24 protein-coding genes are annotated in these 25,715 nt (G+C 66.8%); 9 read left to right on the plus strand and 15 right to left on the minus strand.

Going from position 1 to position 25,715, the window contains the following annotated elements:
- Nucleotides 1-104: 104 nt before the first annotated feature.
- Together ACVOK1_RS14595 and ACVOK1_RS14600 are read left to right on the plus strand one after the other, a co-directional pair.
- Complete coding sequence (locus tag ACVOK1_RS14595) at nucleotides 105-1,451, plus strand: sigma-54-dependent transcriptional regulator (protein ID WP_313145813.1); 1,347 nt, start codon at nucleotides 105-107, stop codon at nucleotides 1,449-1,451.
- Nucleotides 1,448-2,809 (plus strand): sensor histidine kinase, encoded by a 1,362-nt coding sequence (locus tag ACVOK1_RS14600; protein ID WP_481562486.1) that lies wholly within the window; start codon nucleotides 1,448-1,450, stop codon nucleotides 2,807-2,809. The genes ACVOK1_RS14595 and ACVOK1_RS14600 overlap by 4 nt, the downstream gene beginning before the upstream one ends.
- A gap of 84 nt (nucleotides 2,810-2,893) precedes the next feature.
- Here the strand turns inward: ACVOK1_RS14600 and glmU are convergent, their stop codons facing one another.
- A complete protein-coding gene (glmU, locus tag ACVOK1_RS14605; RefSeq protein WP_481562487.1) occupies nucleotides 2,894-4,261 on the minus strand; it encodes a bifunctional UDP-N-acetylglucosamine diphosphorylase/glucosamine-1-phosphate N-acetyltransferase GlmU in 1,368 nt (455 codons plus the stop codon).
- A gap of 82 nt (nucleotides 4,262-4,343) precedes the next feature.
- On the opposite strand from glmU, the gene ACVOK1_RS14610 reads away from it, so the two are divergent.
- Nucleotides 4,344-4,730 (plus strand): GtrA family protein, encoded by a 387-nt coding sequence (locus tag ACVOK1_RS14610; protein WP_481562488.1) that lies wholly within the window; start codon nucleotides 4,344-4,346, stop codon nucleotides 4,728-4,730.
- Between the two features lie 194 nt (nucleotides 4,731-4,924).
- Here the strand turns inward: ACVOK1_RS14610 and ACVOK1_RS14615 are convergent, their stop codons facing one another.
- The 9 genes from ACVOK1_RS14615 to ACVOK1_RS14655 all read right to left on the minus strand — a co-directional run bounded on the left by ACVOK1_RS14615 (nucleotide 4,925) and on the right by ACVOK1_RS14655 (nucleotide 11,997).
- Nucleotides 4,925-5,347 carry a F0F1 ATP synthase subunit epsilon gene (locus ACVOK1_RS14615; RefSeq protein ID WP_005411127.1) on the minus strand — a complete coding sequence of 141 codons (423 nt, stop codon included), beginning with the start codon at nucleotides 5,345-5,347 and terminating at the stop codon, nucleotides 4,925-4,927.
- A gap of 2 nt (nucleotides 5,348-5,349) precedes the next feature.
- On the minus strand, nucleotides 5,350-6,756 hold the full coding sequence (gene atpD / locus ACVOK1_RS14620) for a F0F1 ATP synthase subunit beta (RefSeq protein WP_079223556.1): 1,407 nt from the start codon (nucleotides 6,754-6,756) through the stop codon (nucleotides 5,350-5,352).
- 38 nt (nucleotides 6,757-6,794) lie between these two features.
- Nucleotides 6,795-7,658: a F0F1 ATP synthase subunit gamma gene (atpG, locus tag ACVOK1_RS14625; RefSeq protein WP_010481324.1), complete on the minus strand. Its 864-nt coding sequence runs from the start codon at nucleotides 7,656-7,658 to the stop codon at nucleotides 6,795-6,797.
- Nucleotides 7,659-7,753: 95 nt separating this feature from the next.
- Nucleotides 7,754-9,301 carry a F0F1 ATP synthase subunit alpha gene (gene atpA, locus ACVOK1_RS14630; RefSeq protein WP_313204979.1) on the minus strand — a complete coding sequence of 516 codons (1,548 nt, stop codon included), beginning with the start codon at nucleotides 9,299-9,301 and terminating at the stop codon, nucleotides 7,754-7,756.
- A gap of 44 nt (nucleotides 9,302-9,345) precedes the next feature.
- Nucleotides 9,346-9,873 (minus strand): F0F1 ATP synthase subunit delta, encoded by a 528-nt coding sequence (locus ACVOK1_RS14635; RefSeq protein ID WP_481562489.1) that lies wholly within the window; start codon nucleotides 9,871-9,873, stop codon nucleotides 9,346-9,348.
- 2 nt (nucleotides 9,874-9,875) lie between these two features.
- Nucleotides 9,876-10,346: a F0F1 ATP synthase subunit B gene (locus ACVOK1_RS14640; protein ID WP_005419512.1), complete on the minus strand. Its 471-nt coding sequence runs from the start codon at nucleotides 10,344-10,346 to the stop codon at nucleotides 9,876-9,878.
- Nucleotides 10,347-10,452: 106 nt separating this feature from the next.
- Entirely contained in the window at nucleotides 10,453-10,758 is a 306-nt protein-coding gene (gene atpE, locus ACVOK1_RS14645; RefSeq protein WP_005411133.1) for a F0F1 ATP synthase subunit C, read from the minus strand.
- A gap of 72 nt (nucleotides 10,759-10,830) precedes the next feature.
- Complete coding sequence (atpB, locus tag ACVOK1_RS14650) at nucleotides 10,831-11,631, minus strand: F0F1 ATP synthase subunit A (RefSeq protein WP_079223562.1); 801 nt, start codon at nucleotides 11,629-11,631, stop codon at nucleotides 10,831-10,833.
- 30 nt (nucleotides 11,632-11,661) lie between these two features.
- Nucleotides 11,662-11,997 (minus strand): hypothetical protein, encoded by a 336-nt coding sequence (locus tag ACVOK1_RS14655; protein ID WP_079223564.1) that lies wholly within the window; start codon nucleotides 11,995-11,997, stop codon nucleotides 11,662-11,664.
- A 493-nt stretch (nucleotides 11,998-12,490) separates the two neighbouring features.
- On the opposite strand from ACVOK1_RS14655, the gene ACVOK1_RS14660 reads away from it, so the two are divergent.
- Nucleotides 12,491-13,309: a hypothetical protein gene (locus ACVOK1_RS14660; RefSeq protein ID WP_200753000.1), complete on the plus strand. Its 819-nt coding sequence runs from the start codon at nucleotides 12,491-12,493 to the stop codon at nucleotides 13,307-13,309.
- A 146-nt stretch (nucleotides 13,310-13,455) separates the two neighbouring features.
- On the opposite strand, the gene lpdA is transcribed toward ACVOK1_RS14660, so the two are convergent.
- From lpdA to ACVOK1_RS14675, 3 genes are all read right to left on the minus strand, one after another.
- The gene (gene lpdA / locus ACVOK1_RS14665) at nucleotides 13,456-15,264 is read right to left on the minus strand and encodes a dihydrolipoyl dehydrogenase (protein WP_481562490.1); all 1,809 of its coding nucleotides are present in this window, start codon (nucleotides 15,262-15,264) and stop codon (nucleotides 13,456-13,458) included.
- A gap of 107 nt (nucleotides 15,265-15,371) precedes the next feature.
- A complete protein-coding gene (aceF, locus tag ACVOK1_RS14670) occupies nucleotides 15,372-17,084 on the minus strand; it encodes a dihydrolipoyllysine-residue acetyltransferase (RefSeq protein ID WP_481562491.1) in 1,713 nt (570 codons plus the stop codon).
- Nucleotides 17,085-17,251: 167 nt separating this feature from the next.
- The gene (locus ACVOK1_RS14675; protein WP_406234520.1) at nucleotides 17,252-17,767 is read right to left on the minus strand and encodes a DNA-deoxyinosine glycosylase; all 516 of its coding nucleotides are present in this window, start codon (nucleotides 17,765-17,767) and stop codon (nucleotides 17,252-17,254) included.
- A 187-nt stretch (nucleotides 17,768-17,954) separates the two neighbouring features.
- Here ACVOK1_RS14675 and ACVOK1_RS14680 point away from each other — a divergent pair, with 187 nt between their 5' ends.
- The 3 genes from ACVOK1_RS14680 (at nucleotide 17,955) to glpK (ending at nucleotide 21,940) form a co-directional block, all read left to right on the plus strand.
- On the plus strand, nucleotides 17,955-18,584 hold the full coding sequence (locus tag ACVOK1_RS14680; RefSeq protein ID WP_481562492.1) for an OmpW/AlkL family protein: 630 nt from the start codon (nucleotides 17,955-17,957) through the stop codon (nucleotides 18,582-18,584).
- 172 nt (nucleotides 18,585-18,756) lie between these two features.
- Nucleotides 18,757-20,262 (plus strand): glycerol-3-phosphate dehydrogenase, encoded by a 1,506-nt coding sequence (gene glpD / locus ACVOK1_RS14685; protein ID WP_481562493.1) that lies wholly within the window; start codon nucleotides 18,757-18,759, stop codon nucleotides 20,260-20,262.
- A 178-nt stretch (nucleotides 20,263-20,440) separates the two neighbouring features.
- On the plus strand, nucleotides 20,441-21,940 hold the full coding sequence (gene glpK, locus ACVOK1_RS14690; protein ID WP_481562494.1) for a glycerol kinase GlpK: 1,500 nt from the start codon (nucleotides 20,441-20,443) through the stop codon (nucleotides 21,938-21,940).
- A 237-nt stretch (nucleotides 21,941-22,177) separates the two neighbouring features.
- Here glpK and ACVOK1_RS14695 read toward each other — a convergent pair whose 3' ends face one another.
- The gene (locus ACVOK1_RS14695; RefSeq protein ID WP_313145795.1) at nucleotides 22,178-22,972 is read right to left on the minus strand and encodes a MetQ/NlpA family ABC transporter substrate-binding protein; all 795 of its coding nucleotides are present in this window, start codon (nucleotides 22,970-22,972) and stop codon (nucleotides 22,178-22,180) included.
- 28 nt (nucleotides 22,973-23,000) lie between these two features.
- Nucleotides 23,001-23,972 carry a helix-turn-helix transcriptional regulator gene (locus tag ACVOK1_RS14700; protein WP_108770097.1) on the minus strand — a complete coding sequence of 324 codons (972 nt, stop codon included), beginning with the start codon at nucleotides 23,970-23,972 and terminating at the stop codon, nucleotides 23,001-23,003.
- Between the two features lie 81 nt (nucleotides 23,973-24,053).
- Between ACVOK1_RS14700 and ACVOK1_RS14705 the strand changes: the two genes are divergently transcribed.
- Both ACVOK1_RS14705 and ACVOK1_RS14710 read left to right on the plus strand, forming a co-directional pair.
- Nucleotides 24,054-24,698, plus strand: coding sequence for a hypothetical protein (locus ACVOK1_RS14705; protein WP_406234514.1), 645 nt, complete (start codon nucleotides 24,054-24,056; stop codon nucleotides 24,696-24,698).
- 107 nt (nucleotides 24,699-24,805) lie between these two features.
- Nucleotides 24,806-25,582 (plus strand): DUF481 domain-containing protein, encoded by a 777-nt coding sequence (locus tag ACVOK1_RS14710; RefSeq protein WP_116865221.1) that lies wholly within the window; start codon nucleotides 24,806-24,808, stop codon nucleotides 25,580-25,582.
- Nucleotides 25,583-25,715: the final 133 nt, after the last annotated feature.

Here is a 25,715-nt window from a genome sequence, read left to right on the forward strand (position 1 = left end):
TTTGGGGTTCGTATGGGCGCGCCCGGCGCGCGCGGGGGGGGGTGCCACAACCCCCCCCAGCGCGTCCCCCGGGGGCGGGCCCGCCCGCTACCTATATTCGAACCATGCCCGCGATCCTGATCATCGACGACAACGCCAGCGTGGGTACCGCACTGGATGTGCTGTTTTCCCTGCATGACATCGACACCCTGCAGGCGCAGAGCCCGGCCGACGGCCTGGCGATGCTGGAAGCACACGCCGTCGACCTGGTCATCCAGGACATGAACTTCACCGAGGACACGACCTCGGGCGAAGAAGGCGAGGCCCTGTTCGCGCAGATCCGCGCGCGCCATCCCGACCTGCCGGTCATCCTGCTCACCGCCTGGACGCACCTGAGCAGCGCGGTGGACCTGGTCAAGGCCGGTGCCGCCGATTACCTGGCCAAGCCGTGGGATGACCGCAAGCTGCTGACCACGGTCAACAACCTGCTGGAACTGTCCGAAGCGCGTCGCGAGCTGGACCAGCGCCGCGCCCGCGAGGAACGCCAGCGCAACGCGCTGGAACAGAAATACGAGCTGTGCGGCGCGGTGTTCGCCGATCCCGCCAGCGAACGTGTCATCGCCCTGGCCTGCCAGGTCGCGCGTTCGGAACTGCCGGTGCTGATCACCGGCCCCAATGGCGCCGGCAAGGAAAAGATCGCGCAGATCATCCAGGCCAATTCACTGGTGGCCAAGGGCCCGTTCGTGGCGGTCAACTGCGGTGCCCTGCCCTCCGAGCTGATCGAGGCCGAACTGTTCGGCGCCGAAGCCGGTGCCTACACCGGTGCCAACAAGGCGCGCGAGGGCAAGTTCGAAGCCGCCGACGGCGGCACGCTGTTCCTGGACGAGATCGGCAACCTGTCGCTGGGCGGGCAGATGAAGCTGCTGCGCGTACTGGAAACCGGCCGCTTCGAGCGCCTGGGCTCCAACCGCGAGCGCCAGGTGAAGGTCCGCGTGGTCAGCGCGACCAACGCCGACCTGCCGGCGATGATCCGCGACGGCAGCTTCCGCGAAGACCTCTATTACCGACTCAACACGGTGGAACTGGTGCTGCCGCCGCTGGCGGAACGCCCGGGCGACATCGTGCCGCTTGCCGAACGGTTCCTCAGCGCCGGCAAGCCGCTGTCCACCGCTGCTGCCACCGCACTGCAGCGGCACCCGTGGCCGGGCAACGTGCGCGAGCTGCGCAACGTGATCCAGCGCGCCGAGCTGCTGGCCAGCGGCAACCGCATCGAGGTGGCCGACCTCAACCTGCCGCGTGCAGCAGCCGCGCCGCGCCCGACGCCGAGCGCCGGCAATGATCCCGACCGTGCACGCATCGAGGACGTGCTGGCCCGCAACCACGGCGTCATCGCCCAGGCCGCGGCCGAGCTCGGCCTGAGCCGCCAGGCGCTGTACCGGCGCATGGACCGCCACGGCATTCCGCGCGAATGAAACGGCGCTCCTTCACTTTCCTCCTGTTCCTGCGCCTGCTGCCGGTGCTGGCGCTGGCCGCCGCGCTGCCGTGGCTGCTGGCCTACTGGATGAACCACGGCTGGTGGGTGACGGGGATCTCCTCGGTCGTGCTGCTGTCGCTGATGTGGTGGTCGCTGCGCCGCGCCACCGCACCGGTGCGCTCGCTGATGCGCGCACTGGCCGGCACCACCAGCAGCTATCGCGATGGTGAGTTCAACTTTGGCGTGTACTGGCCGGGCAACGACGAACTGGGCGACCTGGTGGACGCACACCGCGAACTGGGCGACGTGCTGCGCGAGCAGCGCCAGGGCCTGGTGCAGCGCGAACTGCTGCTGGACACCATGGTGCAGAACACGCCGGTGGCGATGCTGCTGATCGCGGCCGGTGGCGATGGCATTTCCCGCGTGGTGTTCTCCAACCTGGCCGCACGCAAGCTGCTGCACGGTGGCTGGAAGCTGGAAGGCCAGCGCATGGAAGAGGTGCTCGAACAGCTGCCGGTGGAACTGCGCGATGCCATCGCACGCGGTGGTGACAGCCTGTTCGCGGTGCGCGCGGAAGTCGAGGAGGGCGTCGAGCCCGATGAGGACGACGAGCAGGTCTACCATCTTTCGCGGCGCGCGTTCCATCTGAACGGCCGCCCGCACGATCTGCTGCTGGTGCGCCAGCTGACCGCCGAACTGCGCCGCCAGGAAGTGCAGACCTGGAAGAAGGTGATCCGGGTGATCAGCCACGAACTGAACAACTCGCTGGCACCGATCGCCTCGCTGGCCCATTCCGGCGGCGAACTGGTAAAGCGCGAACGCTTTGATCGCCTGCCGGAGATCTTCAGCACCATCGAAGACCGCGCACGCCATCTGGAAGGCTTCATCCGCGGCTATGCACGCTTCGCCAAACTGCCGCAGCCGCAGCTGCAGACCGTGCACTGGGCGCCGTTCCTGTCGAGCCTGCGCCAGCAGATTCCCTTCGGCATGGACCGCGAGCCGGACGAGACGCTGAGCAGCCGCATCGACATCGCCCAGTTCGGCCAAGCGCTGTTGAACCTGCTGAAGAACGCGCACGAAGCCTGTGCCGAAGCGGAGCCGCCCAACGACGACGTGCAGGTGCAGCTGACGCGCCTGCCGCAGTGGCTGCGCCTGGACGTGCTGGACCGCGGCAAGGGCATGAACGAGCAGGTGCTGCAGAACGCGCTGATGCCGTTCTATTCAACCAAGCGCAACGGCACCGGCCTGGGCCTGGCGCTGACCCGCGAGATCGTCGAGGCACACGGCGGCAGGGTTTCCCTGCAGAACCGCGGTGATGGCGGCTTGTGCGTGTCGATCCTGCTGCCGGTGAGTTGACCGGTTGGCCGCATCCACGCATGGCGTGGATCTACGGGGGAATGTCCGCCAAGGTAGCGCCGGGCCATGCCCGGCGGCCTCTCCTCAACCCTTCTTCACCGGCCGCTTCCAGCCGTCGATCGTCTCCTGCCGCGCACGGGCCAGGGTCAGCTTGCCGTCCGGCGCATCACGAGTGATGACCGAGCCCGCCGCGATGGTCGCGCCTTCACCAATGGTCACCGGTGCCACCAGCGCGCTGTTGGAACCGATGAAGGCCTTGTCGCCGATGGTCGTGGTCGACTTGTTCACCCCGTCGTAGTTGCAGGTGATGGTGCCGGCGCCGATGTTGACCTTGCTGCCGATCACCGCATCGCCCAGGTAGGTCAGGTGGTTGGCCTTGCTGCCCACGCCCAGGGTGACCTTCTTGGTTTCCACGAAGTTGCCCACGTGCACGCCGTCGGCCAGCACGGTGCCCGGGCGCAGGCGCGCGAACGGGCCGATCTGCGCGGCACCTTCGGACACCACGCCTTCCAGGTCACAGTGCGCGCGCACTTCGGTACCCGGCCCCAGGCTCACATCCTTCAAGCGGGTGAACGGCCCCACGGTCACGCCGTCGGCCAGCTCCACCCTGCCTTCCAGGATCACATCGACATCGATCAGCACGTCGCTGCCGACCGTGACCTCGCCGCGGATATCCAGTCGCGCCGGATCGAGCACGCGCGCGCCATGCGTACACAGGGCACGCACCGCGCGGCGCTGCCATGCACGCTCCAGCTGCGACAGCTGCCAGGGATCATTCGCGCCTTCGGCTTCCTGCGCGTCGGACACCAGCGCCATCTCCGCCGGGGTGTACTCGTGCGCGGCGAAGGCAAACACATCGGTCAGGTAGTACTCGCCCTGCGCGTTGCTGTTGGAGAGCTGCGACAGCCAGCGGCGCAGCGCGGTCGATTCGGCGGCAATGATGCCGGTATTGATGGTGCGCACCCGCAGCTGGTCTTCGTTGGCGTCCTTCTGCTCGACGATCGAACCGACCCGGCCTTCGGCATCGCGCAGCACGCGGCCATAGCCGGTCGGGTCGTCGACCTCGGCCACCAGCACCGCAAGGCGACCCGGCTGCGCCAGCAGGTGGCGCAGGGTGTCCGCGCGGATCAGCGGCACGTCGCCGTACAGCACCAGCACCTGCGCCGCATCCGGCACTTCCGGCATCGCCTGCGCCACCGCATGGCCGGTACCCAGCTGCTGCGCCTGTTCGGCCCACAACAGGTCGGCCTGGTCGGCAAAGCGCTGCCGCACGGCTTCACCGCCATGGCCGTACACCACATGGATGGCGGCGGGCTGCAGTTCGCGTGCCGCGGCGATCACATGGGCCAGCATCGGCTGGCCGGCAATCGGCTGCAGCACTTTCGGCAACACGGATTTCATGCGCTTGCCAGCGCCGGCGGCGAGGATGATGACGTGCAGGGCTTGAGTCATGGGGCAGCGGTCCGTGGTTCGTTGCCGGTGATTCTAGAGCGTCGGCCGTTAACATGGCGGCCTGCCTGCCTCGATTGCCGCCATGAGCCTGCTCCGCCAGGGAAGCGCCTACATCGTCATCGGCCTGCTGCAGCTGCTGCTGGACTGGCTGGTGTTTGTCGCTCTCACGGCGGCGGGCGTGCCGGTGGCCCCGGGCAACATCGCCGGGCGCGTGGCCGGCATGCTGCTGGGCTTCTGGTTGAACGGGCGGATCACCTTCGCCGATGCGCAGGGCCGGCAGCGGCTGGGCTGGCGGCGCTTCGCCCGCTTCCTGCCGCTGTGGCTGCTGCTGACCGTGGCCAGCACACTGCTGGTGTCCGCCGCCCACCATGCACTGGGCCTGCAGTACGCCTGGCTGGCCAAGCCACTGGTGGAAGCGGCGCTGGCCGCGGTGTCGTTCCTGCTGATGCGCTACGTGGTCTACCGCTGACGGCTGACTCTACCCGTCGGGGCCGCGGGAAAACCTACCCGGTAGAGTCGACCGTTGGTCGACTGCTCTTTCGGGGGGCCGCTTGAAACCCGCGCTGCGCGCGATAGTCGACCAACGGTCGACTCTACCAACGCCGCCGACACAAACAAAAACGCCGGCACGAGGCCGGCGTTTCTGCGGGTGTGGCGCGAGCCTCAGTGCTTGAGGGTCTTGCGCAGGCGCTCCAGCGCCTGCAGCTGCACCACGGCTTCAGCCAGCTTCTGCTGGGCTTCGGCCACTTCCATGGCTTCACCGCGGTTGGCCAGGATGCGCTCGGCTTCTTCCTTGGCCTTGCGGACCGAGGCTTCGTCGATGTCCTGCGCGCGGATCGCGGTGTCGGCCAGCACGGTCACCACCTGCGGCTGCACTTCCAGGATGCCGCCGGAAATGGCGAAATCCAGCTGCTCGCCGTTCGGCGTGGTCACCACGACCTTGCCCGGCTTCAGACGGGTGATCAGCGGTGCGTGCTTGGGCGCGATGCCCAGTTCGCCGAGCTCACCCGTAGCCACGACCAGAGTCGCTTCACCACGGAAGATTTCCTGCTCGGCGCTGACGATGTCGCAACGGATGGTGCTCATGATCAGGCCTTCTCAGCCATCTTCTTGGCCTTCTCGACCGCTTCTTCGATGCTGCCGACCATGTAGAACGCCTGCTCCGGCAGGTGGTCGTACTCGCCATCGACGATGGCCTTGAAGCCACGGATGGTGTCCTTCAGCGACACGTACTTGCCCGGCGAGCCGGTGAACACTTCGGCCACGTGGAACGGCTGGCTGAAGAAGCGCTCGATCTTGCGGGCGCGCGACACGGCCTGCTTGTCTTCTTCGGACAGTTCGTCCATGCCCAGGATGGCGATGATGTCCTTCAGTTCCTTGTACTTCTGCAGGGTCTGCTGGACGCGCTGGGCGGTGTCGTAGTGCTCGTGGCCGATGACCAGCGGGTCCATCTGGCGGCTGGTGGAATCCAGCGGATCGACGGCCGGGTAGATACCCAGCGAGGCGATCGAACGCGACAGGGTGACGGTCGAGTCCAGGTGGGCGAAGGTGGTCGCCGGCGACGGATCGGTCAAGTCATCCGCGGGAACGTAGACGGCCTGGATCGAGGTGATCGAACCGTTCTTGGTCGAGGTGATGCGCTCCTGCAGGACGCCCATTTCCTCGGCCAGGGTCGGCTGGTAACCCACGGCGGACGGCATACGACCCAGCAGTGCCGACACTTCGGTACCGGCCAGGGTGTAGCGGTAGATGTTGTCGACGAACAGCAGGACGTCCTTGCCCTTGCCGTTTTCGTCCTTCTCGTCGCGGAAGTACTCGGCCATGGTCAGGCCGGTCAGGGCGACGCGCAGACGGTTGCCCGGCGGCTCGTTCATCTGGCCGTACACCATCGCCACCTTGTCGAGGACGTTGGAGTCCTTCATTTCGTGGTAGAAGTCGTTGCCCTCACGGGTACGCTCACCCACGCCGGCGAACACGGACAGACCGCTGTGCGCCTTGGCGATGTTGTTGATCAGTTCCATCATGTTGACGGTCTTGCCGACGCCGGCGCCGCCGAACAGGCCGACCTTGCCGCCCTTGGCGAACGGGCACATCAGGTCGATGACCTTGATGCCGGTTTCCAGCAGCTCGGTGGCCGGGGACTGGTCTTCGTACGACGGGGCCGCACGGTGGATTTCCCAGCTGTCGCTGGCGGCCACCGGGCCGGCTTCGTCGATCGGACGGCCCAGCACGTCCATGATGCGGCCCAGGGTGCCAGCGCCGACCGGCACGGAGATGCCGCGGTCGGTGTTGACGGCCACCAGGTTGCGCTTCAGGCCGTCGGTGGAACCGAGGGCGATGGTACGCACCACGCCGTCGCCCAGCTGCTGCTGGACTTCGAGGGTGATTTCGGTGTTTTCCACCTTCAGTGCGTCATACACCTTCGGCACCGACTCACGCGGGAATTCGACGTCGACGACCGCGCCGATGATCTGAACGATCTTGCCCTGACTCATTGCTGCATCCTCTAAATGTGTGCTTTGAACGAACGCGGTCAGACTGCTGCCGCGCCGCCGACGATTTCGGAGATTTCCTGGGTGATCGCTGCCTGGCGCGCCTTGTTGTAGACGAGCTGGAGGGTACCGATCAGCTTGTTGGCGTTGTCGCTCGCCGCCTTCATCGCAACCATGCGTGCGGCATGCTCGGAGGCGACGTTTTCCAGCAGTGCCTGGTACACCAGCGACTCGATGTAACGCGTCATCACGTGCTCCAGCACGGTCGCGGCATCGGGTTCGTACAGGTAATCCCAGTCGTGGTGAGCGACCTGCTTCTCAGCCGGCGGCAGCGGCAGCAGCTGATCGAAGCTGGCCTTCTGCACCATGGTGTTCACGAAGCGGTTGTAGACCAGGTACACGCGGTCGACCTTGCCTTCGGTGAAGGCGTCGAGCATGACCTTGATCACACCGATCAGCGATTCCAGCTTCGGCACGTCGCCGATGTGGGTCACGCTGCCGACCATGTTGACCTTCACGCGGCGGAAGAAGGTCGATGCCTTCTGGCCGATGGTCACCAGGTCCACTTCAGCACCCTTGTCCTGCCATGCCTTGGCTTCGCCCAGCATCTTGCGGAACAGGTTGTTGTTGAGGCCGCCGGCCAGGCCGCGATCGGAGGAGATCACGATGAACCCGACCCGCTTGACCTGCTCGCGCTCGACCAGGAACGGATGCTGGTAATCGGTGCTGGCCTGGGCCAGGTGGCCGATCACCTGCTTCATCGCCTGCGCGTACGGACGCGAGGTCTTCATCCGATCCTGCGCCTTGCGGATCTTGGAGGCCGAGACCATTTCCAGGGCGCGCGTCACCTTGCGGGTGTTCTGCACGCTCTTGATCTTGGTTTTGATTTCGCGTCCGCTTGCCATCTCTTGTTTCCCGTGGCGCGGGGCTGTTGCCCCGCGTTGTTCAACCGTTTGTCATCTGGTCCAGCGGAGCATGGCTCCGCTCTACAGGACCGCGATTACCAGCTGCCGGTGGTCTTGAACTCGGCGATGCCCTTCTTGAAGGCACCTTCGATGTCGTTGTCCCAACCGCCGGTGGCGTTGACCTTGCCGACCAGCTCGCCCTGGGTGTTGGCGAAGTGGGCGTGCAGGCCTTCTTCGAAGGCCAGCAGCTTGTTGACCGGCACGTCGTCGAGGTAACCCTCGTTGACGGCGTAGATCGACAGCGCCTGGTTGGCGATCGACATCGGCGCGTACTGCTTCTGCTTCATCAGCTCGGTGACGCGCTGGCCACGCTCCAGCTGCTTGCGGGTCGCTTCGTCCAGGTCCGAGGCGAACTGCGCGAACGCAGCCAGCTCACGGTACTGGGCCAGCGAGATGCGGATGCCGCCCGACAGCTTCTTGATGATCTTGGTCTGGGCCGAGCCACCGACGCGCGACACCGAGATACCGGCGTTCACGGCCGGGCGGATGCCGGCGTTGAACAGGTCGGTTTCCAGGAAGATCTGGCCGTCGGTGATCGAGATCACGTTGGTCGGAACGAAGGCGGACACGTCGCCAGCCTGGGTTTCGATGATCGGCAGCGCGGTCAGCGAACCGGTCTTGCCGGTGACCTTGCCTTCGGTGAACTTCTCGACGTATTCCTCGGACACGCGGGCAGCGCGCTCGAGCAGACGGGAGTGCAGGTAGAACACGTCACCCGGGTAGGCTTCACGGCCCGGCGGGCGCTTCAGCAGCAGCGAGATCTGGCGGTAAGCCACGGCCTGCTTGGACAGATCGTCGTACACGATCAGCGCGTCTTCGCCGCGGTCCATGAAGTACTCACCCATGGTGCAGCCCGAGTAGGCGCTGATGTACTGCATGGCAGCCGATTCGGAAGCGGTCGCGGCCACCACGATGGTGTGGGCCAGCGCGCCGTTCTCTTCCAGCTTGCGCACGATGTTGGCGATGGTCGAAGCCTTCTGGCCGATCGCAACGTACACGCACTTGATGCCGGTGCCCTTCTGGTTGATCACCGCATCGATGGCCATTGCGGTCTTGCCGGTCTGGCGGTCACCGATGATCAGCTCGCGCTGGCCACGGCCGATCGGGATCATCGAGTCGACCGACTTGTAACCGGTCTGCACCGGCTGGTCGACCGACTTGCGCCAGATCACGCCCGGAGCAACGCGCTCCACCGGAGCGGTCAGGTCGGTGCCCAGCGGGCCCTTGCCGTCGATCGGCTCGCCCAGCGCGTTCACGACGCGGCCCAGCAGTTCCGGACCGACCGGCACTTCCAGGATGCGGCCGGTGGTCTTGGCGACGTCGCCTTCGCGCAGGTGCTCGTAGTCACCCAGGACCACGGCGCCGACCGAGTCGCGCTCCAGGTTCAGGGCCAGGGCGAAGGTGTTGTTCGGCAGTTCGATCATTTCGCCCTGCATCACGTCGGCCAGACCGAAGATGCGCACGATGCCGTCGGACACGCTGGTCACGGTGCCTTCGTTGCGCGATTCCGCGGCCAGCTTGACCTTCTCGATGCGGTTCTTGATCAGTTCGCTGATTTCGGAGGGGTTGAGCGTGGTTGCCATCGTCAAGTCCTAGTGCCGGCAGCGGGGCCGGACGTTAAATGAATTCAGTTAGCGAGCGCGGTCTGCAGACGGGCCAGCTTGCCCTTCAGCGAACCATCGATGACCACGTCGCCGGCGTCGATGACGGCACCGCCGATCAGCGAGGCATCGACCGCGGTGGTCACGTCGACCTCGCGGTTGAAGCGCTTGCGCAGCGCGACCTTGATCGCGTCCAGCTCACCGGCCGACAGTTCGGCCGCCGAGGTCACCGTGGCCTTGACCACGTGCTCGGCTTCGGCGCGCAGGGCGTCGAACATGCCAGCGATTTCCGGCAGCAGCGGCAGACGATGCGATTCGGCCAGCACGGCGAGGAAACGCGAGTAGGTCTCACCGTGGGTTTCCGGTGCCAGCAGTGCGACGCCTTCGTCGCGACCCAGCTCCGGGTTGGCGAGCAGGGCCGCCACGCGCGGGTCGGCGGCGACGTGGGCGGAGAACGCCAGGGCGTCCGACCACGGCGCGAACGTGCCTTCGTCACGCGCGGTCGCGAAGGCGGCGCGGGCGTACGGGCGGGCAAGCGTGAGGGCCTGGCTCATCCTTAGATCTCCGAGGCCAGCTCGTCGAGCAGCGCCTTGTGGGCGTTGGCGTCGATTTCGCGCTTGAGCAGCTTTTCGGCACCGGTCACGGCCAGCGCGGACACCTGCTTGCGCAGATCTTCACGGGCACGGTTGGCGGCGGCGTCGATTTCAGCCTGGGCCAGTTCCTTCTGACGGGTGGCTTCGGTGATCGCTTCGTTACGGGCAGCATCAACGATCTGGTTGGCGCGCGCGTGGGCCTGGTCGATGATCTCGTTGGCCTTGGTGCGTGCTTCTTTCAGCGCTTCGTTGACCTTCTCCTGCGCCTGGGCCAGATCTTTCTGGCTGCGGTCGGCAGCAGCGAGGCCTTCAGCGATCTTCTGCTGGCGCTCTTCGATCGCGTTCATCAGCGGCGGCCAGATCTTGGTCGCGATGATCCAGATCAGACCAGCGAAGGCGAGCGCCTGCGCAAGAAGGGTGAAATTGATATTCATGGTTAGCTCGATCGCTGGTTTCGGGGTGGACGCGCCGCCGAAGCGGCGCATCCGGCCTTCATCCGAAACCGGGTGCATCAGCACCCGGTCGTCTCAAACCGCTGTATCAGCCGGCCAGAGCCTTGGTGACGGCGCCAGCGAAGGCAGCCGACAGCGGGTTGGCGAAGGCCAGCAGCAGGCCGACGGCGACCGAGATGATGAACGCGGCGTCGATCAGGCCGGCGGTGATGAACATGCGGACCTGCAGGACCGGGATCAGTTCCGGCTGGCGGGCGGCCGACTCCAGGAACTTACCAGCCATGATGGCCAGACCCAGGCCAGCGCCCAGCGCGGCCAGGCCGATCATGATGCCGACGGCAAGGGCGGTGGAGCTCTGAATCTGCGCGAAGTTGGTCAGGACGGCGAAGTACATGGTTATCTCCAGGAACTAAGTTGCTAAGGGTGATGAAACGGATGAAGGTGAAACTGGTTGAAGCTTGGAACTTTAGTGAGCGTCTTCCGACAGGCTCAGGTACACGATCGACAGCATCATGAAGATGAAGGCCTGCAGCGGGATCACCAGCAGGTGGAACAGCATCCAGCCCAGACCGAATGCACCACCGGCAATGGCACCGAAGAAACCGGCACCACCCAGCACCCAGATCAGCAGGAACACGATTTCGCCGCCGAACATGTTGCCGAACAGTCGCATCGCCAGCGAGATCGGCTTGCTCAGCCACTCGACGATGTTGAGGATCAGGTTGAACGGCATCATCCACTTGCCGAACGGCGCCGTCAGGAATTCCTTGATGAAGCCCAGCAGGCCCTTCGACTTCAGCGCGAAGAACAGCATCAGGAAGAACACGCTGAAGGCCATGCCCAGGGTGGCGTTGACGTCAGCGGTCGGCACCGGCTTCCAGTAGTGGACACCGGCCATTTCCAGCGGCTTGGCGATGAAATCGGCCGGGATCATCTTCAGCAGATTCATCAGCAGAATCCAGAAGAAGATGGTGATGGCGATCGGCGTGACCAGCTTGCTCTTGCCGTGGTAGGTGTCCTTGGCCTGGCGGTCAACGAACTCCAGGCAGATTTCCACGAAGGCCTGCCACTTGCCCGGCACGCCGGCGGTGGCCTTGCGGGTACCCATCCAGAACGCGACCACGATCACCAGGCCCATCAGGACGGCGGTGAGGAAGGTATCGACGTGGATGTGCCAGAACATCCCCTCGCCGTTGCCGACCGGTGCGGTCAGGTTCTGCAGGTGATGCTGGATGTAGCTGGTAGGGGTTAGAGCCTCGCCCGCCATGTGTCCGGAACCTTAGTTAATTGAATTCTGTCAACGCCTGGCCAGAGCCAGGACCTGGAACATCAAACCGACGGCGATACCGGCCAACAGCGCCAATGCAGGCAGCTTGAAGACCAGGAAACCCGCCAGCAGGACGCCGAAAACGACTGCCCACTTCGCAACGACCGCAATGATCAGGCGCGCCATCGCCGAACCTGCTGCAACTGCGCCCCCGCTCAGTGCCATCCGTGCCGCCACCCAGCCCCCGGCCGAGACCGCCACGCCGGACAGCAGCGCACCCAGTGCGGCCTTCTGCCCCGCCAGCAGCAGGAATGCCAGGGCCAGGACAGCCACTGCGACCAGCGGATAGACCGCGGCGCGCAGCATCAGTCGCCGACCCGCTTCAACGGAGTTCAGCACAGGATGTCCCACATGGTTCTTGTGAAGGGCGGAGGCCGTTACAACGTGCGTGCCTCATCGAGCCGCCAAATTATAGCAATGGGACAATTTGTGAGACAACCGCTGCCTGTTCATCCACGGAGCCGCAAGTTGCCGAATCGGCAGGATTTTTACGGCCCACAGGGGGGACAATAGCGTCCGCGCCATGTTGCGATGCAGCGTATTCAACTTTGGTCGCAGGCCACGGAACTTTCCCGCGCGCCGCCGGTCCTACCTTTCGACCTGTCTGCAGCAACCTCGTCGACGCTTCGCCCCGCAGGTCCCAGGATGGCCCCGTAGTCCTCTCCGGGGCCATCTTCTTTGCAACGTCATGACAGCGCTGAACCGTCCACACCGCGTGGACCATACGTTCACGTAGGGTGGACCTGCACGTCCGGCACAGTGGCCTTCATTCCGAATTAACCACTGCAAGGACTCTGCGATGCGCCCCGTACCCACCCTGCTCGCCCTCTCGCTGCTCGCCGCCGGCGCGTCGTTTGCCAATGCTGCCCACGCCGCGGAAGGCGATCCGCGCTTCACGCTGCGCGTGGGTGCGATGAACATCGAGAACGACAACACCATCCGCGGCAACACCACCGTGGCCGGCCAGGACGTCAATGTCAGCGAAGATTTCAAGATGGGCGGCAAGGAATGGGAGCCGCGCATTGATGGCGTGTTCCGCTTCAGCGACCGCCAGCGCCTGATCTTCGACTACTTCAAGTGGGACAAGGACCGCCGCGAGACGCTGGATGACGGCATCGCCTTCGGCCAGATCAACGTGCCGGAAGGCAGCTTCGTCAAGGCCGAGCTGAAGTACCAGGTCGCCAGCCTGGTGTACGACTACTCGGTGGTGGACACCGAGAAGTTCGACCTGGGCCTGCAGCTGGGTGCCGAATGGGCCAAGGTGAGCGCCAAGGGCTTTGCCGACCTGGGCAATGTCTACAACGGCCGTTTCCTGGATGAGAGCGAGAGCGGCGTGGCCCCGGTGGTTGGCGCACGCCTGAGCTTCACCCCGGCAGACCGCTGGCTGATCAACATCCAGGGGCAGTACCTGAACACCAAGTGGGGCAGCTTCGACGACTACGACGGCGACCTGAGCCGCGCAAACGCCATCGTCGAATACCGCTTCACCGAGACCTTCGGCGTGTTCGCCGGCTATGACTGGTTCAAGCTGGACGTGGACCAGAAGGGCAGCGACGGCGTCCTCGGCCTGAAGCAGGAATTCAAGGGCCCGGTGGCCGGCATCAGCATGACCTTCTGATCGAACGTCACCCGTTATATCCAGCGCGGCGCCCGGGCAACGGGCGCCGCGTTTTTTCATGCGCCCGCACCGTTCGGCCAACAAAAAACCCGGCTTTCGCCGGGTTTTTTGTGCCGCACGAAGTGCCCGCCGGGCATGGCCCGGCGCTACTTCTTTTTGGGGAGGTACAGATCAGTGATCGTGCCGTCGTAGATTTCCGAGGCCATCGCCACCGATTCGCTCAGCGTCGGGTGCGCATGGATGGTGTGGCCGATGTCTTCGGCTTCCGCACCCATCTCGATGGCCAGGCCGATCTCGGCCAGCAGGTCACCGGCGTGCACGCCGACGATGGCACCACCGATGATGCGGTGGGTCTCTTCGTCGAAGATCAGCTTGGTGAAGCCCTCGGTACGGCCGATGCCGATCGCGCGGCCGCTGGCGGCCCACGGGAACTTGGCCACGCCGACCTTCAGGCCCTTGGCCTTGGCTTCGGTCTCGGTGACGCCAACCCAGGCGATTTCCGGGTTGGTGTAGGCCACCGACGGAATCACGCGGGCGACCCATTCCTTCTTGTGGCCGGCAGCCACTTCGGCGGCCAGCTTGCCTTCGTGCGTGGCCTTGTGGGCCAGCATCGGGTTACCGACGATGTCGCCGATGGCGAAGATGTGCGGCACGTTGGTGCGCATCTGGCGGTCGACCGGGATGAAGCCGCGGTCGGTGACCTGCACGCCGGCCTTCTCGGCATCGATCTTCTTGCCGTTCGGCGAGCGGCCCACGGCCACCAGCACGCGGTCGAAGGTGCCCCGCGCCAGGGCCGGCGTCTGGCCTTCCTCGGCGGCTTCGAAGGTCACGGTGATGCCCTTGGCATCGGCGGTGACGCCCGAGGCCTTGGTCTTCAGGTGGACTTCGATGCCCTGCTTCTTCAGGCGGTCGGCCAGCGGCTTGACCAGGTCCTTGTCGGCGCCCGGCATCAGCTGGTCCATGAACTCGACCACGGTGACCTTGCTGCCCAGCGCGCCATACACGGTGGCCATTTCCAGGCCGATGATGCCGCCGCCGACGACCAGCAGCGAGCCCGGCACTTCGGCCAGCTCCAGCGCGTCGGTGGAATCCATCACGCGCTTGTCGTCCCACGGGAAGTTCGGCAGCTTCACCGCCTGCGAACCGGCGGCGATGATGCACTTCTGGAAGCGCAGCAGCTGGGTGCTGCCGTCAGCCGCGGTGATTTCCAGTTCGTTGGCCGAAACAAACCTGCCGACGCCCTGCACGCTGCGGACCTTGCGCTGCTTGGCCATGCCGGCCAGGCCCTTGGTCAGCTGGCTGACGACCTTTTCCTTGTACTGGCGCAGCTTGTCCAGGGTGATGGTCGGCTTGCCGAATTCGACGCCGAAATCACCGGCATGGGCCACTTCGTCGATGACCGCTGCGGCGTGCAGCAGGGCCTTGGACGGAATGCAGCCCACGTTGAGGCAGACGCCGCCGAGGCTGGCGTAACGCTCGACCAGCACGGTGTCCAGGCCGACGTCGGCGGCGCGGAAGGCGGCGGTGTAGCCGCCCGGGCCCGAGCCCAGCACGACCATTTCGCATTCGATGTCCGCCGGCTTGCCGCTGGACAGCGCCGGCTTCGGTGCCGCCGGCTCGGCCGGGGCGCGGTGCGACGGGGTCACCGGCGGCTTGCTGGCCGGGGCGGCGGCGGCCGGGGCCGGCGCAGCGGCCTTGGCCGGGGCTTCGGCGGCACCTTCAGCGTCCAGCACCACGACCACGGCGCCTTCGGAGAGGGTGTCACCCAGCTTGACCTTGATTTCCTTGACCACGCCGGCGGCCGAGGACGGCACTTCCAGGGTGGCCTTGTCCGATTCCAGGGTCACCAGACCCTGATCCTTCTTCACCGTATCGCCGACGGCGACCAACACTTCGATCACCGGCACATCACTGTAATCGCCGATGTCGGGAACCTTGACTTCAATCGTGGCCATGGTGGTTTTCCTCGTGCCCGGCCGGCGTGGCCGGCGGGCTGTCACTGCATCTGTTCACGCGGCCGCGCCAGGGGGCAGCGGCCGCACGGTGGGGGCGAAGCGGTGCCTTACAGCAGCACGCGGCGCATGTCGGCCAGTACCTGCGACAGGTACGTGGTGAAGCGTGCGGCCAGGGCGCCATCGATGACGCGGTGGTCGTAGCTCAGCGACAGCGGCAGCATCAGCTTCGGCGCGAACTCCTTGCCGTTCCAGACCGGCTGGATGGCCGACTTGGAGACGCCGAGGATGGCCACTTCCGGTGCATTGACGATCGGGGTGAACGCGGTGCCACCGATGCCGCCCAGCGAGCTGATCGAGAAGCAGCCGCCGCTCATGTCGGCCGGGCCCAGCTTGCCGTCGCGGGCCTTCTTGGCCAGCTCGGTGGTTTCCTGCGCGATCTGCACCACGCCCTTCTTGTCCACGTCGCGGATGACCGGCACGACCAGGCCGTTCGGCGTATCGGCGGCGAAGCCGATGTGGAAGTACTTCTTCAGGGTCAGGTTTTCACCGCTGGCATCGAGCGAAGCGTTGAATTCCGGGAACTTCTTCAGCGCCGCGGCGCTGGCCTTGATCAGGAAGGCGAGCATGGTCAGCTTGATGCCGGCCTTCTCGTTTTCCTTGTTCAGCGCCACGCGCAGGCCTTCCAGGTCGGTGATGTCGGCCTGTTCGAACTGGGTGACGTGCGGGATCATCGCCCAGTTGCGGGCCAGGTTCGCACCGGAAATCTTCTTGATGCGCGACAGCGGCTGCACTTCGGTCTCGCCGAACTTGCTGAAGTCGACCTTCGGCCACGGCAGCAGGTTCAGGCCACCACCGGCGGCGACGGCTGCACCGGCTGCGGCCGGCACGCCACCGCTGAGCGCGGCCTTGACGAACTTCTGCACGTCACCCTTGGTGATGCGGCCGCCCTTCTCGGTGCCGCTGATCTGCAGCAGGTCCACGCCCAGTTCGCGGGCGAACACGCGCACGGCCGGGGTGGCATAGGGAACCTTGGCCGGCAGCACGCCATCGGCGTTGAACTGCACCGGCGGGCTGGTCGGGGTACCGGCCGAGGCGATCTCGCGCGCGGCCAGCTTGTCCGGCTGGGCCGGAACGGCGACCGGCTCGACCTTGGTGGCGGTCTCGGCAGCGGCCGGGGCGGCAGCAGCGGCGGCCTTGCTCGGGGCCGGCGCGGCAGCGCCTTCGGCCTCGATGATGGCGACCACGGCACCCTGCGACAGGTTGTCACCGACCTTGACCTTCAGTTCCTTGACCACGCCCGCGACCGAGGACGGCACTTCCATGGTGGCCTTGTCGCTTTCCAGCGTGACCAGGCCCTGGTCCTTCTTGACCGTGTCGCCGACGGCGACCAGCACCTCGATGACCGGGATGTCGGTGTAATCACCGATGTCCGGCACCAGCGCTTCAACGGCACCGCCGCTGGCGGCCGGCGCGGCCGGGGCAGCCGCCGCCGGGGCCGGGGCGCTCTGGGTGGCGGCGGCCGGGGCAGCGGCCTTGGCCGGGGCCGGGGCAGCAGCGGCCGGCTTGGCAGCCTCGCCTTCAGCCACTTCGATCAGGGCCACGACCTTGCCCTCGGAGAGGTTGTCGCCGACCTTGACCTTGATTTCCTTGACCACACCGGCAACCGAGGACGGCACTTCCATCGTGGCCTTGTCGCTTTCCAGCGTCACCAGGCCCTGGTCCTTCTTGACCGTGTCGCCGACGGCGACAAGCACCTCGATTACCGGGATATCGCTGTAGTCACCGATATCGGGGACAAGTGCTTCCTTGATTTCGGCCATGGGGATAACTCCGGCAATCTGGTGTAGGGAAACGTCTATTGTGCGGCCAGAGGGGGCCAGCGCCAACCGTTACAGGTGTTTTCAGTACGCACGCCGCCGGGACACGCTGTTGCCAAAGGCCTGCGGGCACTTCCAGTGGGTAGCGTATTGTCCCGACGATGTCCGCTTCATGTCGCCAGCGCGTCAGCCAGCGGCTGCCAGGCCTGGCGCAGGCGCGGCAGGGACCACGCGGCATTGGCCGGGCTGGTGGACGGCAGCGCGAGCAGCGCCGGTGTTGCCGCCAGATCCGGCACAACCCAGCGCTGCAGTGCCTGCCAGGCCGCCCCGCCATTGCAGGCGACCAGGCGCAACCGCGGCAGGCCGGCGATCAGTGCGGGCAGCGCATTGGGGACTTCCGAACCGCGCACGATGTCCGCATCCAGGCTGCCCCGCCGCTCGCACTGGCCGATCACATCCCACAGGCCGACACCGGCATCGGCCAGCGCGCGCAGCCGCGCCTCGTAGGCAAGCGCCGGATCGAAACCGCACAGATCACCGAGCAGCGGCCAGAAACGGTTGCGCGGATGGGCGTAGTACTGCTGTTCCTGCAGCGAGGCGACACCGGGCATCGAGCCCAGCACCAGCACGCGGCAATCGCGATCGACGCGCGCAGGCAGGCCGATGCACAACGCATCGCTGCTCACGTTTCCTCCAACTGCATGAACAATCGCATATGCATGAAACCTCTATAAAACAGCGGTTTCGCTCTGCCCGCTGAACAATGGAAACCAAATTTTAACGCGCGTCGGATGCGATTCATGTTGAGGCGACTACGGTGACATCGCCCCGCAACCGGGGGCCCAAAACAAGAAACAACAGGAGATTTCCCCCATGCGCTCCATCCGTATTCTGAGCCTCGCCCTGCTGACCTCCGCCGCCTTCGCTCCTGCTGCATTCGCGCAGGACAGCAGCTCCGCAGACACCGCCTCGGGCAAGCATTTTGCCGTGGTTGGCGGCGTGTCGCTGCTGCAGCCGAAGAACGATCCGATCGACGGCATCAAGAAGGTCGATGGCGGCCCGGCGCCGACCGTCAGCTTCAGCTACTACGTCAACGACAACTGGGCCGTTGAACTGTGGGGCGCTGCCGACAAGTTCGACCACCGCGTCAAGGGTCCGGGCAATGCCCGCCTGGGCAGCGTCGAGCAGCAGCCGGTCGCGCTGAGCGGCCAGTACCACTTCGGCCAGGCCGACAACGTGTTCCGTCCGTTCGTGGGCGTCGGCTACTTCCAGTCGACCTTCAGCAACGAGAACTTCGCCGGTGGCGATGACATCCGCCTGAAGGACGCCAAGGGTGCCATCGGCACCGTGGGTGTGGACATGAACATCAACTCCACCTGGTTTGCCCGCGCCGATGCCCGCTACATGCACTCGCGCCCGGACCTGAAGGTCGCCGGCCAGAAGGTGGGCGAAGCCAAGCTTGACCCGTGGACCGTGGGCTTCGGCATCGGTGCGCGCTTCTAAGCGGCTCCCTGCTCCACTGTGTTGAAACAACGGGCCCTGCGGGGCCCGTTGTTGTTTTGTAGAGTCGACCGTTGGTCGACTTCCTTATGTAGAGTCGAGCCATGCTCGACTGCCCTTCTGGAAATGCAGCCGAGCATGGCTCGGCTCTACAGAAACCTGACCCGGGGACGCCATGCACGAAATCGACCTGCTGGTGATCGGCGGCGGCATCAATGGCGCCGGCATCGCCCGTGATGCCAGCGGCCGTGGCCTGCGCGTGCTGCTGTGCGAGCAGCATGACCTCGCCGCGCACACCTCGAGCGCCAGCAGCAAACTGATCCATGGCGGCCTGCGCTACCTGGAACAGCGCGAGTTCGGCATGGTGCGCAAGGCGCTGGGCGAGCGCGAAACCGTACGCCGGCAGGCGCCCCACCTGGTCCACCCGCTGCGCTTCGTGCTGCCGTGGGAACCGCACCTGCGCCCACGCTGGATGCTGCGCGTGGGTCTGTGGCTGTACGACCACCTCGGCCGGCGCAGCCCGGCCTTCCCCACCTCGCGTTCGCTGCAGCTGCACGCCGATGCGCTGGGGTCGTGGTTGTCGCCGCACCTGCAACAGGCCTTCAGCTATGCCGACGCGCAGGTGGATGACGCGCGGCTGGTGGTGCTCAACGCGCTGGATGCCGCCCAGCGCGGCGCGCGCATCCTCACCGGCACCCGCTGCACGGGCCTGCAGCAGACGCCCACGCACTGGCTGGCAACACTGGAAGACAGCGACGGACAGACCCACAGCGTGCAGGCCCGGGCCGTTGCCAATGCGGCCGGCCCCTGGGCCGGTGGCCTGCTGCAGCGTATGCAGCCCGGCGATGGTTCGCCCCCGCTGCGCCTGGTGCAGGGCAGCCACATCGTCCTGCGCCGGCCCTGGCCCGACCACAGCGCCTGCCTGCTGCAGCAGCCGGATGGGCGCGTGGTGTTCCTGCTGCCGTTCGCCCACGACCACCTGCTGGTGGGCACCACCGATACCGACTACCGCGGCGACCCGGCGCGCTGCAGCGTGCTGCCCTCGGAAGTGGACTACCTGTGCGCGGCGGCCAACCACTATCTGCGCGAGCCGATCCGTGCGGCCGACGTGGTCTGGCAGTTCGCCGGCGTGCGCCCGCTGCTGGCCGACCCCGACCCGCAGGCGGCGAAGCTGAGCCGTGATTACCGGCTGCAGCTGCAGGGCGGCGGTGCGCCGGCCGTGCACGTGCTGGGCGGCAAGCTGACCACCTACCGCGTGCTGGCCGAGGAAGCGCTGGACCTGCTGCACACGCACCTGCCTGAGATGGGTCCGGCGTGGACGGCACACGGCGATGCCCTGCCCGGCAGTGACTGGGGCGATGCCGAGGCGGCGCGGGCGCAGCTGCAGGCGCATGCGCCCTGGCTGCCGTCCGACCTCGCGCGGCGCTGGGCCGGCGCCTACGGCAGCCGCAGTGCGATGCTGCTGGAAGGAGCGACCGCGCTCGCCGATCTGGGCGAGGACTTCGGCGGTGGCCTGCATGCGCGCGAAGTCGCGTGGCTGCAGCAGGCTGAGTGGGCACGCACGGCCGAGGACGTGCTGTGGCGACGCAGCAAGCTCGGCCTGCGCCTGGACGCAGCGCAGGTGGCGCGCCTGCAGGCATGGATGCAGGGTCAGAGCCCTTTCCGTGGGAAAGGGATCTGACCCCGTGTTTCAGGCCACAGCGGGCCAGCCGCGCCGCGGGGTCGGATCCCTTTCCTGCGGGAAAGGGCTCTGACCCCGGTACTCCCACGTGCGCCAACCAAGGTTGGCAGCTACCAGAGCAGCGGCGCGCGGCGCGACCGATGCATTAGGATTTCCCCATCGCCACCGGAGACGCCCCATGACGCCCCGCTACGTGCTGGCCATCGACCAGGGCACCACCAGTTCGCGCGCGATCCTGTTCGACCGCGCCGGCAACATCGTCGGCAGCGCGCAACGCGAGTTCAGCCAGCTGTTCCCGCAGCCGGGCTGGGTGGAACACGATCCGCGCGAGATCCTCACCAGCGTCTACGCGACCATGACCGAGCTGCTCAGCCGCGAGCAGATCGACCCACGGCACATCGCCGCGCTGGGCATCACCAACCAGCGCGAGACCACCGTGGTCTGGGATCGCGCCACCGGCCAGCCGATCCACAACGCCATCGTCTGGCAGTCGCGGCAGAGCCACGCGATCTGCGAGCGGCTGCGCTCAGACGGCCACGAAGCATTGATCCGCGAGCGCACCGGCCTGCTGATCGATGCGTATTTCTCGGCCACCAAGGTGCGCTGGATCCTCGACCACGTGGAGGGCGCGCAGCAGCGCGCCGAGCGTGGCGAACTGCTGTTCGGCACCATCGACAGCTGGCTGGTCTGGAACCTCAGCGGTGGCCAGGCGCACGTGACCGACTACAGCAACGCCGCGCGCACCCTGCTGTTCAACATCCACACCCTGCAATGGGACGACGACCTGCTGGCGCTGCTGGACATCCCGCGCGCGATGCTGCCCAGCGTGCGCGATTCCAGCGCGGTGTACGCGCATACGCGGCCGCAGTTCTTCTTCGACCACCCGATCCCGATCGCCGGCATCGCCGGTGACCAGCAGGCGGCATTGTTCGGCCAGGCCTGTTTCCAGCCGGGCATGGTCAAGAACACCTATGGCACCGGCTGCTTCATGCTGATGCACACCGGCGCCCAGGCGGTGCGTTCGCGCAACGGCCTGCTGACCACCATCACCTGGGGCATCGGCGGCAAGGTGGAATATGCGCTGGAAGGCTCGATCTTCATCGCCGGCTCGGTGGTGCAGTGGCTGCGCGACGAGCTGCACCTGATCGACCGCGCCAGCGACAGCCAGGCGCTGGCGGCGAAGGTCGACGACAGCGGCGGCGCCTACCTGGTGCCGGCCTTCGTCGGCCTGGGCGCACCCTACTGGCGCAGCGACGTGCGCGGGGCGATGTTCGGGCTGACCCGTGGCACCAGCAAGGCGCACTTCGTGCGTGCGGCGCTGGAGGCGATGGCCTACCAGACCCGTGACGTGCTCGATGCGATGCAGTCGGATGCGGGCATCGCCCTGAGCGAACTGCGCGCCGACGGCGGTGCGATCGGCAACGACTTCCTGGCCGGGTTCCAGGCCGACATCCTGGGTGTGCCGCTGCTGCGGCCACGGCTGACCGAAACCACCGCGCTGGGTGCGGCCTATCTGGCCGGGCTGGCGGTGGGGTTCTGGGAAAGCCGCGAACAGATTGCCGCGCAGTGGGGCCTGGACCGCCGCTTCGAGCCGCAGATGGACGCGGCGCGGCGGGAGAAGCTGTACGCCGGATGGCAGCAGGCCGTGGCCGCCACCCTCGCCTTCCACGTTGATTGAGGGCGGTAGCGGGCGGGGGCGCGCGGCCGGGCGCGCCCACAACACGACTGCGCCGGCGGGGCGGCCCCCGCGCCCCCCCCGCGCCCCCCCCCCCCCCCCCCCCCCCCCCCCCCCGCCACCCCCCGTCCGCGCGCCCGGAGCGGCACCCGTCCGCCCCCCCCCCCCCGCCCCCCCCCGCCCGCCCCCCCCCCCCCCACCCCCCCCCCGGGGGGCCCCCCCCCCCCCGCTACCCCACCATCAGAACGCCGGCAGCACCGCGCCCTTGTACTTGGTCTCGATGAAGGCCTTCACCTGCGGGCTGGTCAGCGCCTTGGCCAGCTTCTGCACGCGGGCGTCGTCCTTGTTGTCCGGGCGCGCGACCAGGAAGTTCACGTACGGCGAATCCTTGCTCTCGATCGCCAGCGCATCCTGGGTCGGGTTGAGGCCGGCATCCAGCGCGTAGTTGGTGTTGATCAGGGCGAGGTCGACCTGGTCCAGCACGCGCGGCAGCATCGCCGAATCCAGCTCGCGGAACTTCAGCTTCTTCGGGTTGGCGATGATGTCGCGCTGGGTCGACAGGGCGTTGCTCGGATCCTTCAGCTCGATCACACCAGCCTTGTGCAGCAGGATCAGCGCGCGGCTGTTGTTGCTCGGGTCATTGGGGATGACCACGTCGGCGCCTTCGCGCAGGTCGGCCAGCGACTTGACCTTGCGCGAGTACGCACCGAAGGGCTCGATGTGCACGCCGATCACCTTGGTCAGGTCGGTCTTGCGGTCGCGGTTGTAGGCATCCAGGTACGGCTCGGTCTGGAAGTAGTTGGCGTCCACCTGCTTCTGCACCAGCTGGTCGTTGGGCTGCACGTAGTCGTTGAACACGCGCACGTCCAGGTCCACGCCTTCCTCCTTGAGGATCGGCTTGACCACGTCCAGGATCTCCGCATGCGGCACGGCGGTGGCGGCCACCACCAGCTTCTGCGAGGGCTCGCCGGACTTGCCGCAGGCGGTCAGGGCCAGCGCAGCGGCGAACAGGGGCAGCAACAGGGTCTTCTTCATGGGGGCAACGGGTCTCTCGGGGGAGGGATCAGGAATGTTCGTAGTTGGTCAGGGCCAGGCTGAGCAGCGCCTTGGCCTGCTCGCGCAGCATCACCGGCTCGACGATCTCGGCATCGGAACCGTAGTGCAGCACGTCCATCAGCAGCTCGCGCGAGACGCTGTAGGGCACCTTCAGTTCGTAGCGGCCATCGGGCAGGAAACGGCCCTGCTGCTTGGAATGCCAGTGTTCGTCGGCCACCCAGCGCGCGGCCTTGGCGCTGAACAGGATGGTCGCCCAGCCCTTGGGCGGGCCGGAGAAGATGCCGTAGCTGGCGCCCAACTGCTCATCCAGCTCGGATTCGGCCACGTCGCGGGCACCGTTGTCGACCACCCGCGCCTTGTGCACGCGATCCACCGCAAAGCTGCGCAGCGCTTCGCGGTCATGGTCCCAGGCGTCCAGGTACCAGTTGTCGCGGTAGTGGGTCAGGCGCTGCGGCGACACGGTGCGCCGGGTCGATTCGTCAGTGGAGCGGGCACGGTACTCGAACGCCAGCTGCTTGCGCTCCAGCACGGCCGAAGCGACGGTGCGGAAGCTGCCTTCGTCGAACTTGCGGCCGCGGTGCGGGATCACCCGGACCCGGTCGACCGGCCAGTTGGAGACGCCGGCCTGCGCCGCCAGCAGGCTTTCGATGCGCTGCTGCAGCGGTGCCAGCACCGACGACAGCACGCCGCCGCCGGTCCGCGCCAGCAGGTGCTGCGAGGCCAGCAGGGCATGCAGCTCCTCCGAGCTGAGCCACAGGCCGGGCAGTTCGAAGCGGTCGCTTTCGTCAGCCTGGTAACGGAAGCCGGCCTCGCCGTCGCCCTCGATCGGTGCCATCAGCGCGTCGCGCAGGAAGGCCAGATCACGGTAGACGGTGGCACGGGAACAACCGAGCTTGTCCTGCAGGGTCGCCACCGTCACCGGATAGCGTGCGGACTTGAGCAGACGATGCAGGGCGGTGATGCGTTCGTATCGGTCCATGCCCCCGATTATGTCCGAGTCGCGGGCGTTGTGCGGGGGCTTTGGGCTATCGTGGGCGCCCCTGCCCCCATGGAGCGCCCGATGCGCCGCCTGCCTGCCCTGCCACTGCTGGCCTGCCTGCTGCTGGCCGCCTGTGATCGCGCCCCGGCACCTGACGCTGGCACGGCCCCCGCTGCAGCCCCGGCCTTGGCCCCTGCCCCTGCACCGGTGCCGGCCGCCGCGGCCGCCGATCCGGCGCAGGCGGTGCGCGTCGCCAGCGAGCATCTGGCCGGAATGCGCAGCTTCCACGCCGAGCTGGACGTGCTGGGTGCGGCCCAGCCGGTGCACAGCGCCATGGACTTCGTCGCCCCCGACCGCTTCCGGCTGCACACTCCGGCCGGGGTACAGACGATCATCGGCGACACCATGTTCCTGCAGGCCGGTGGCGCGATCCAGCAGGTGCCGACGCCGCCCGGCCTGCTGGAACAGTGGCGCAGCCCGCTGCCCGCCGATGCCCCGGCGGCCCCGCTGCAGGCCGAGGATCTGGGCCGGCAGTCGCTGGACGGCGTGGATACCCGCCATTACCGGCTGGTCAGTGCCGCCGGCGAGCGCCTGGAGTACTGGGTGGACGACCAGGGACTGCCGCGGCAGATCGTGCGCAACGGCAGCAACCAAGGGCGTCCGTACCAGCTGCGCCTGCGCTACTCGCGTTTCAACGACCCCGCGCTGCGCATCGACCTCCCCTGAATGGGCGATGGCGGTAACGCCTGCTGAAGCGCCGTTGTCGACCCGTTCTGATGGTCAGGGTGCTTCCAGTATCATCACGGGTTGTTAACCGCTTCGGAGAGCCCTCGATGTCCCTGCGCGTGTCCCTGCTTGTGCCCCTGCTGCTGTGCGCGCCCTTGGCCTATGCCCAGGATGCCTCCGAACTGGCGGCGATGACGTCGCCGTGGAGCGGCAGCGGCGGCGAACTGGGCTTTGCCGCCGCCAGCGGCAACAGCAGCACCGAGAGCTTCAACGGCGCCCTGCGCCTGCGCTACACCGATGGCGACTGGGTGCACACCATGGACCTGTTCGGCCTGCGCTCCAGCTCCAAGGTGACCGAGACCAACGACGACGGCACCACCACCCGCCGCGACAACACCACGGCCAACCGCTACACCGGTGCCGCCGGCAGCGCGCTGCAGCTGGGCGAACACCGCCAGCTGTTCGCCAAGGTGCGTACCGAGCGCGATGACTTCGCCACCTACGATCGTCGCAGCTCGTTCGGCCTGGGCTACGGCACCCGCCTGTTCAACACCGAGAAGTTCTCCTTCGACGCGCTGATCGGCCCGGGTGTCAGCCGCACCCACAGCACCGAAGACGACAGCACCCGTACCGGCCTGATCGGTCAGGGCCAGTTCGAACTGAAGTACGCCATCACGTCCAACACCGACCTGATCAACAACCTGCTGGTCGAATCGGGCTCGTACAACACCTTCGGCCAGAACGATTTCGGCGTGTCGGTGAGCATGAACGAGCACCTGGCCCTGAAGGCCGGCTGGCAGGCCCGTTACAACAGCGACGTGGCCGACGACAAGCGCAGGACCGATACGTTGACCACGATGAACGTGGTCTACAAGTTCAAGTAAGCAGAACGGGCGCCCAGGGCGCCCGTCTTCTTTTGGTAGTGCCGGGCGGGGGCGGGCCGCCCGGCCACAGCCGCCGCCCGCCCCCGCCCCCGCGGCCGCGGGGCGGGCCGGGCGCGCCCCCCGCCCCGGCGCC

The organism is Stenotrophomonas sp. STEN087, assembly GCF_056759115.1.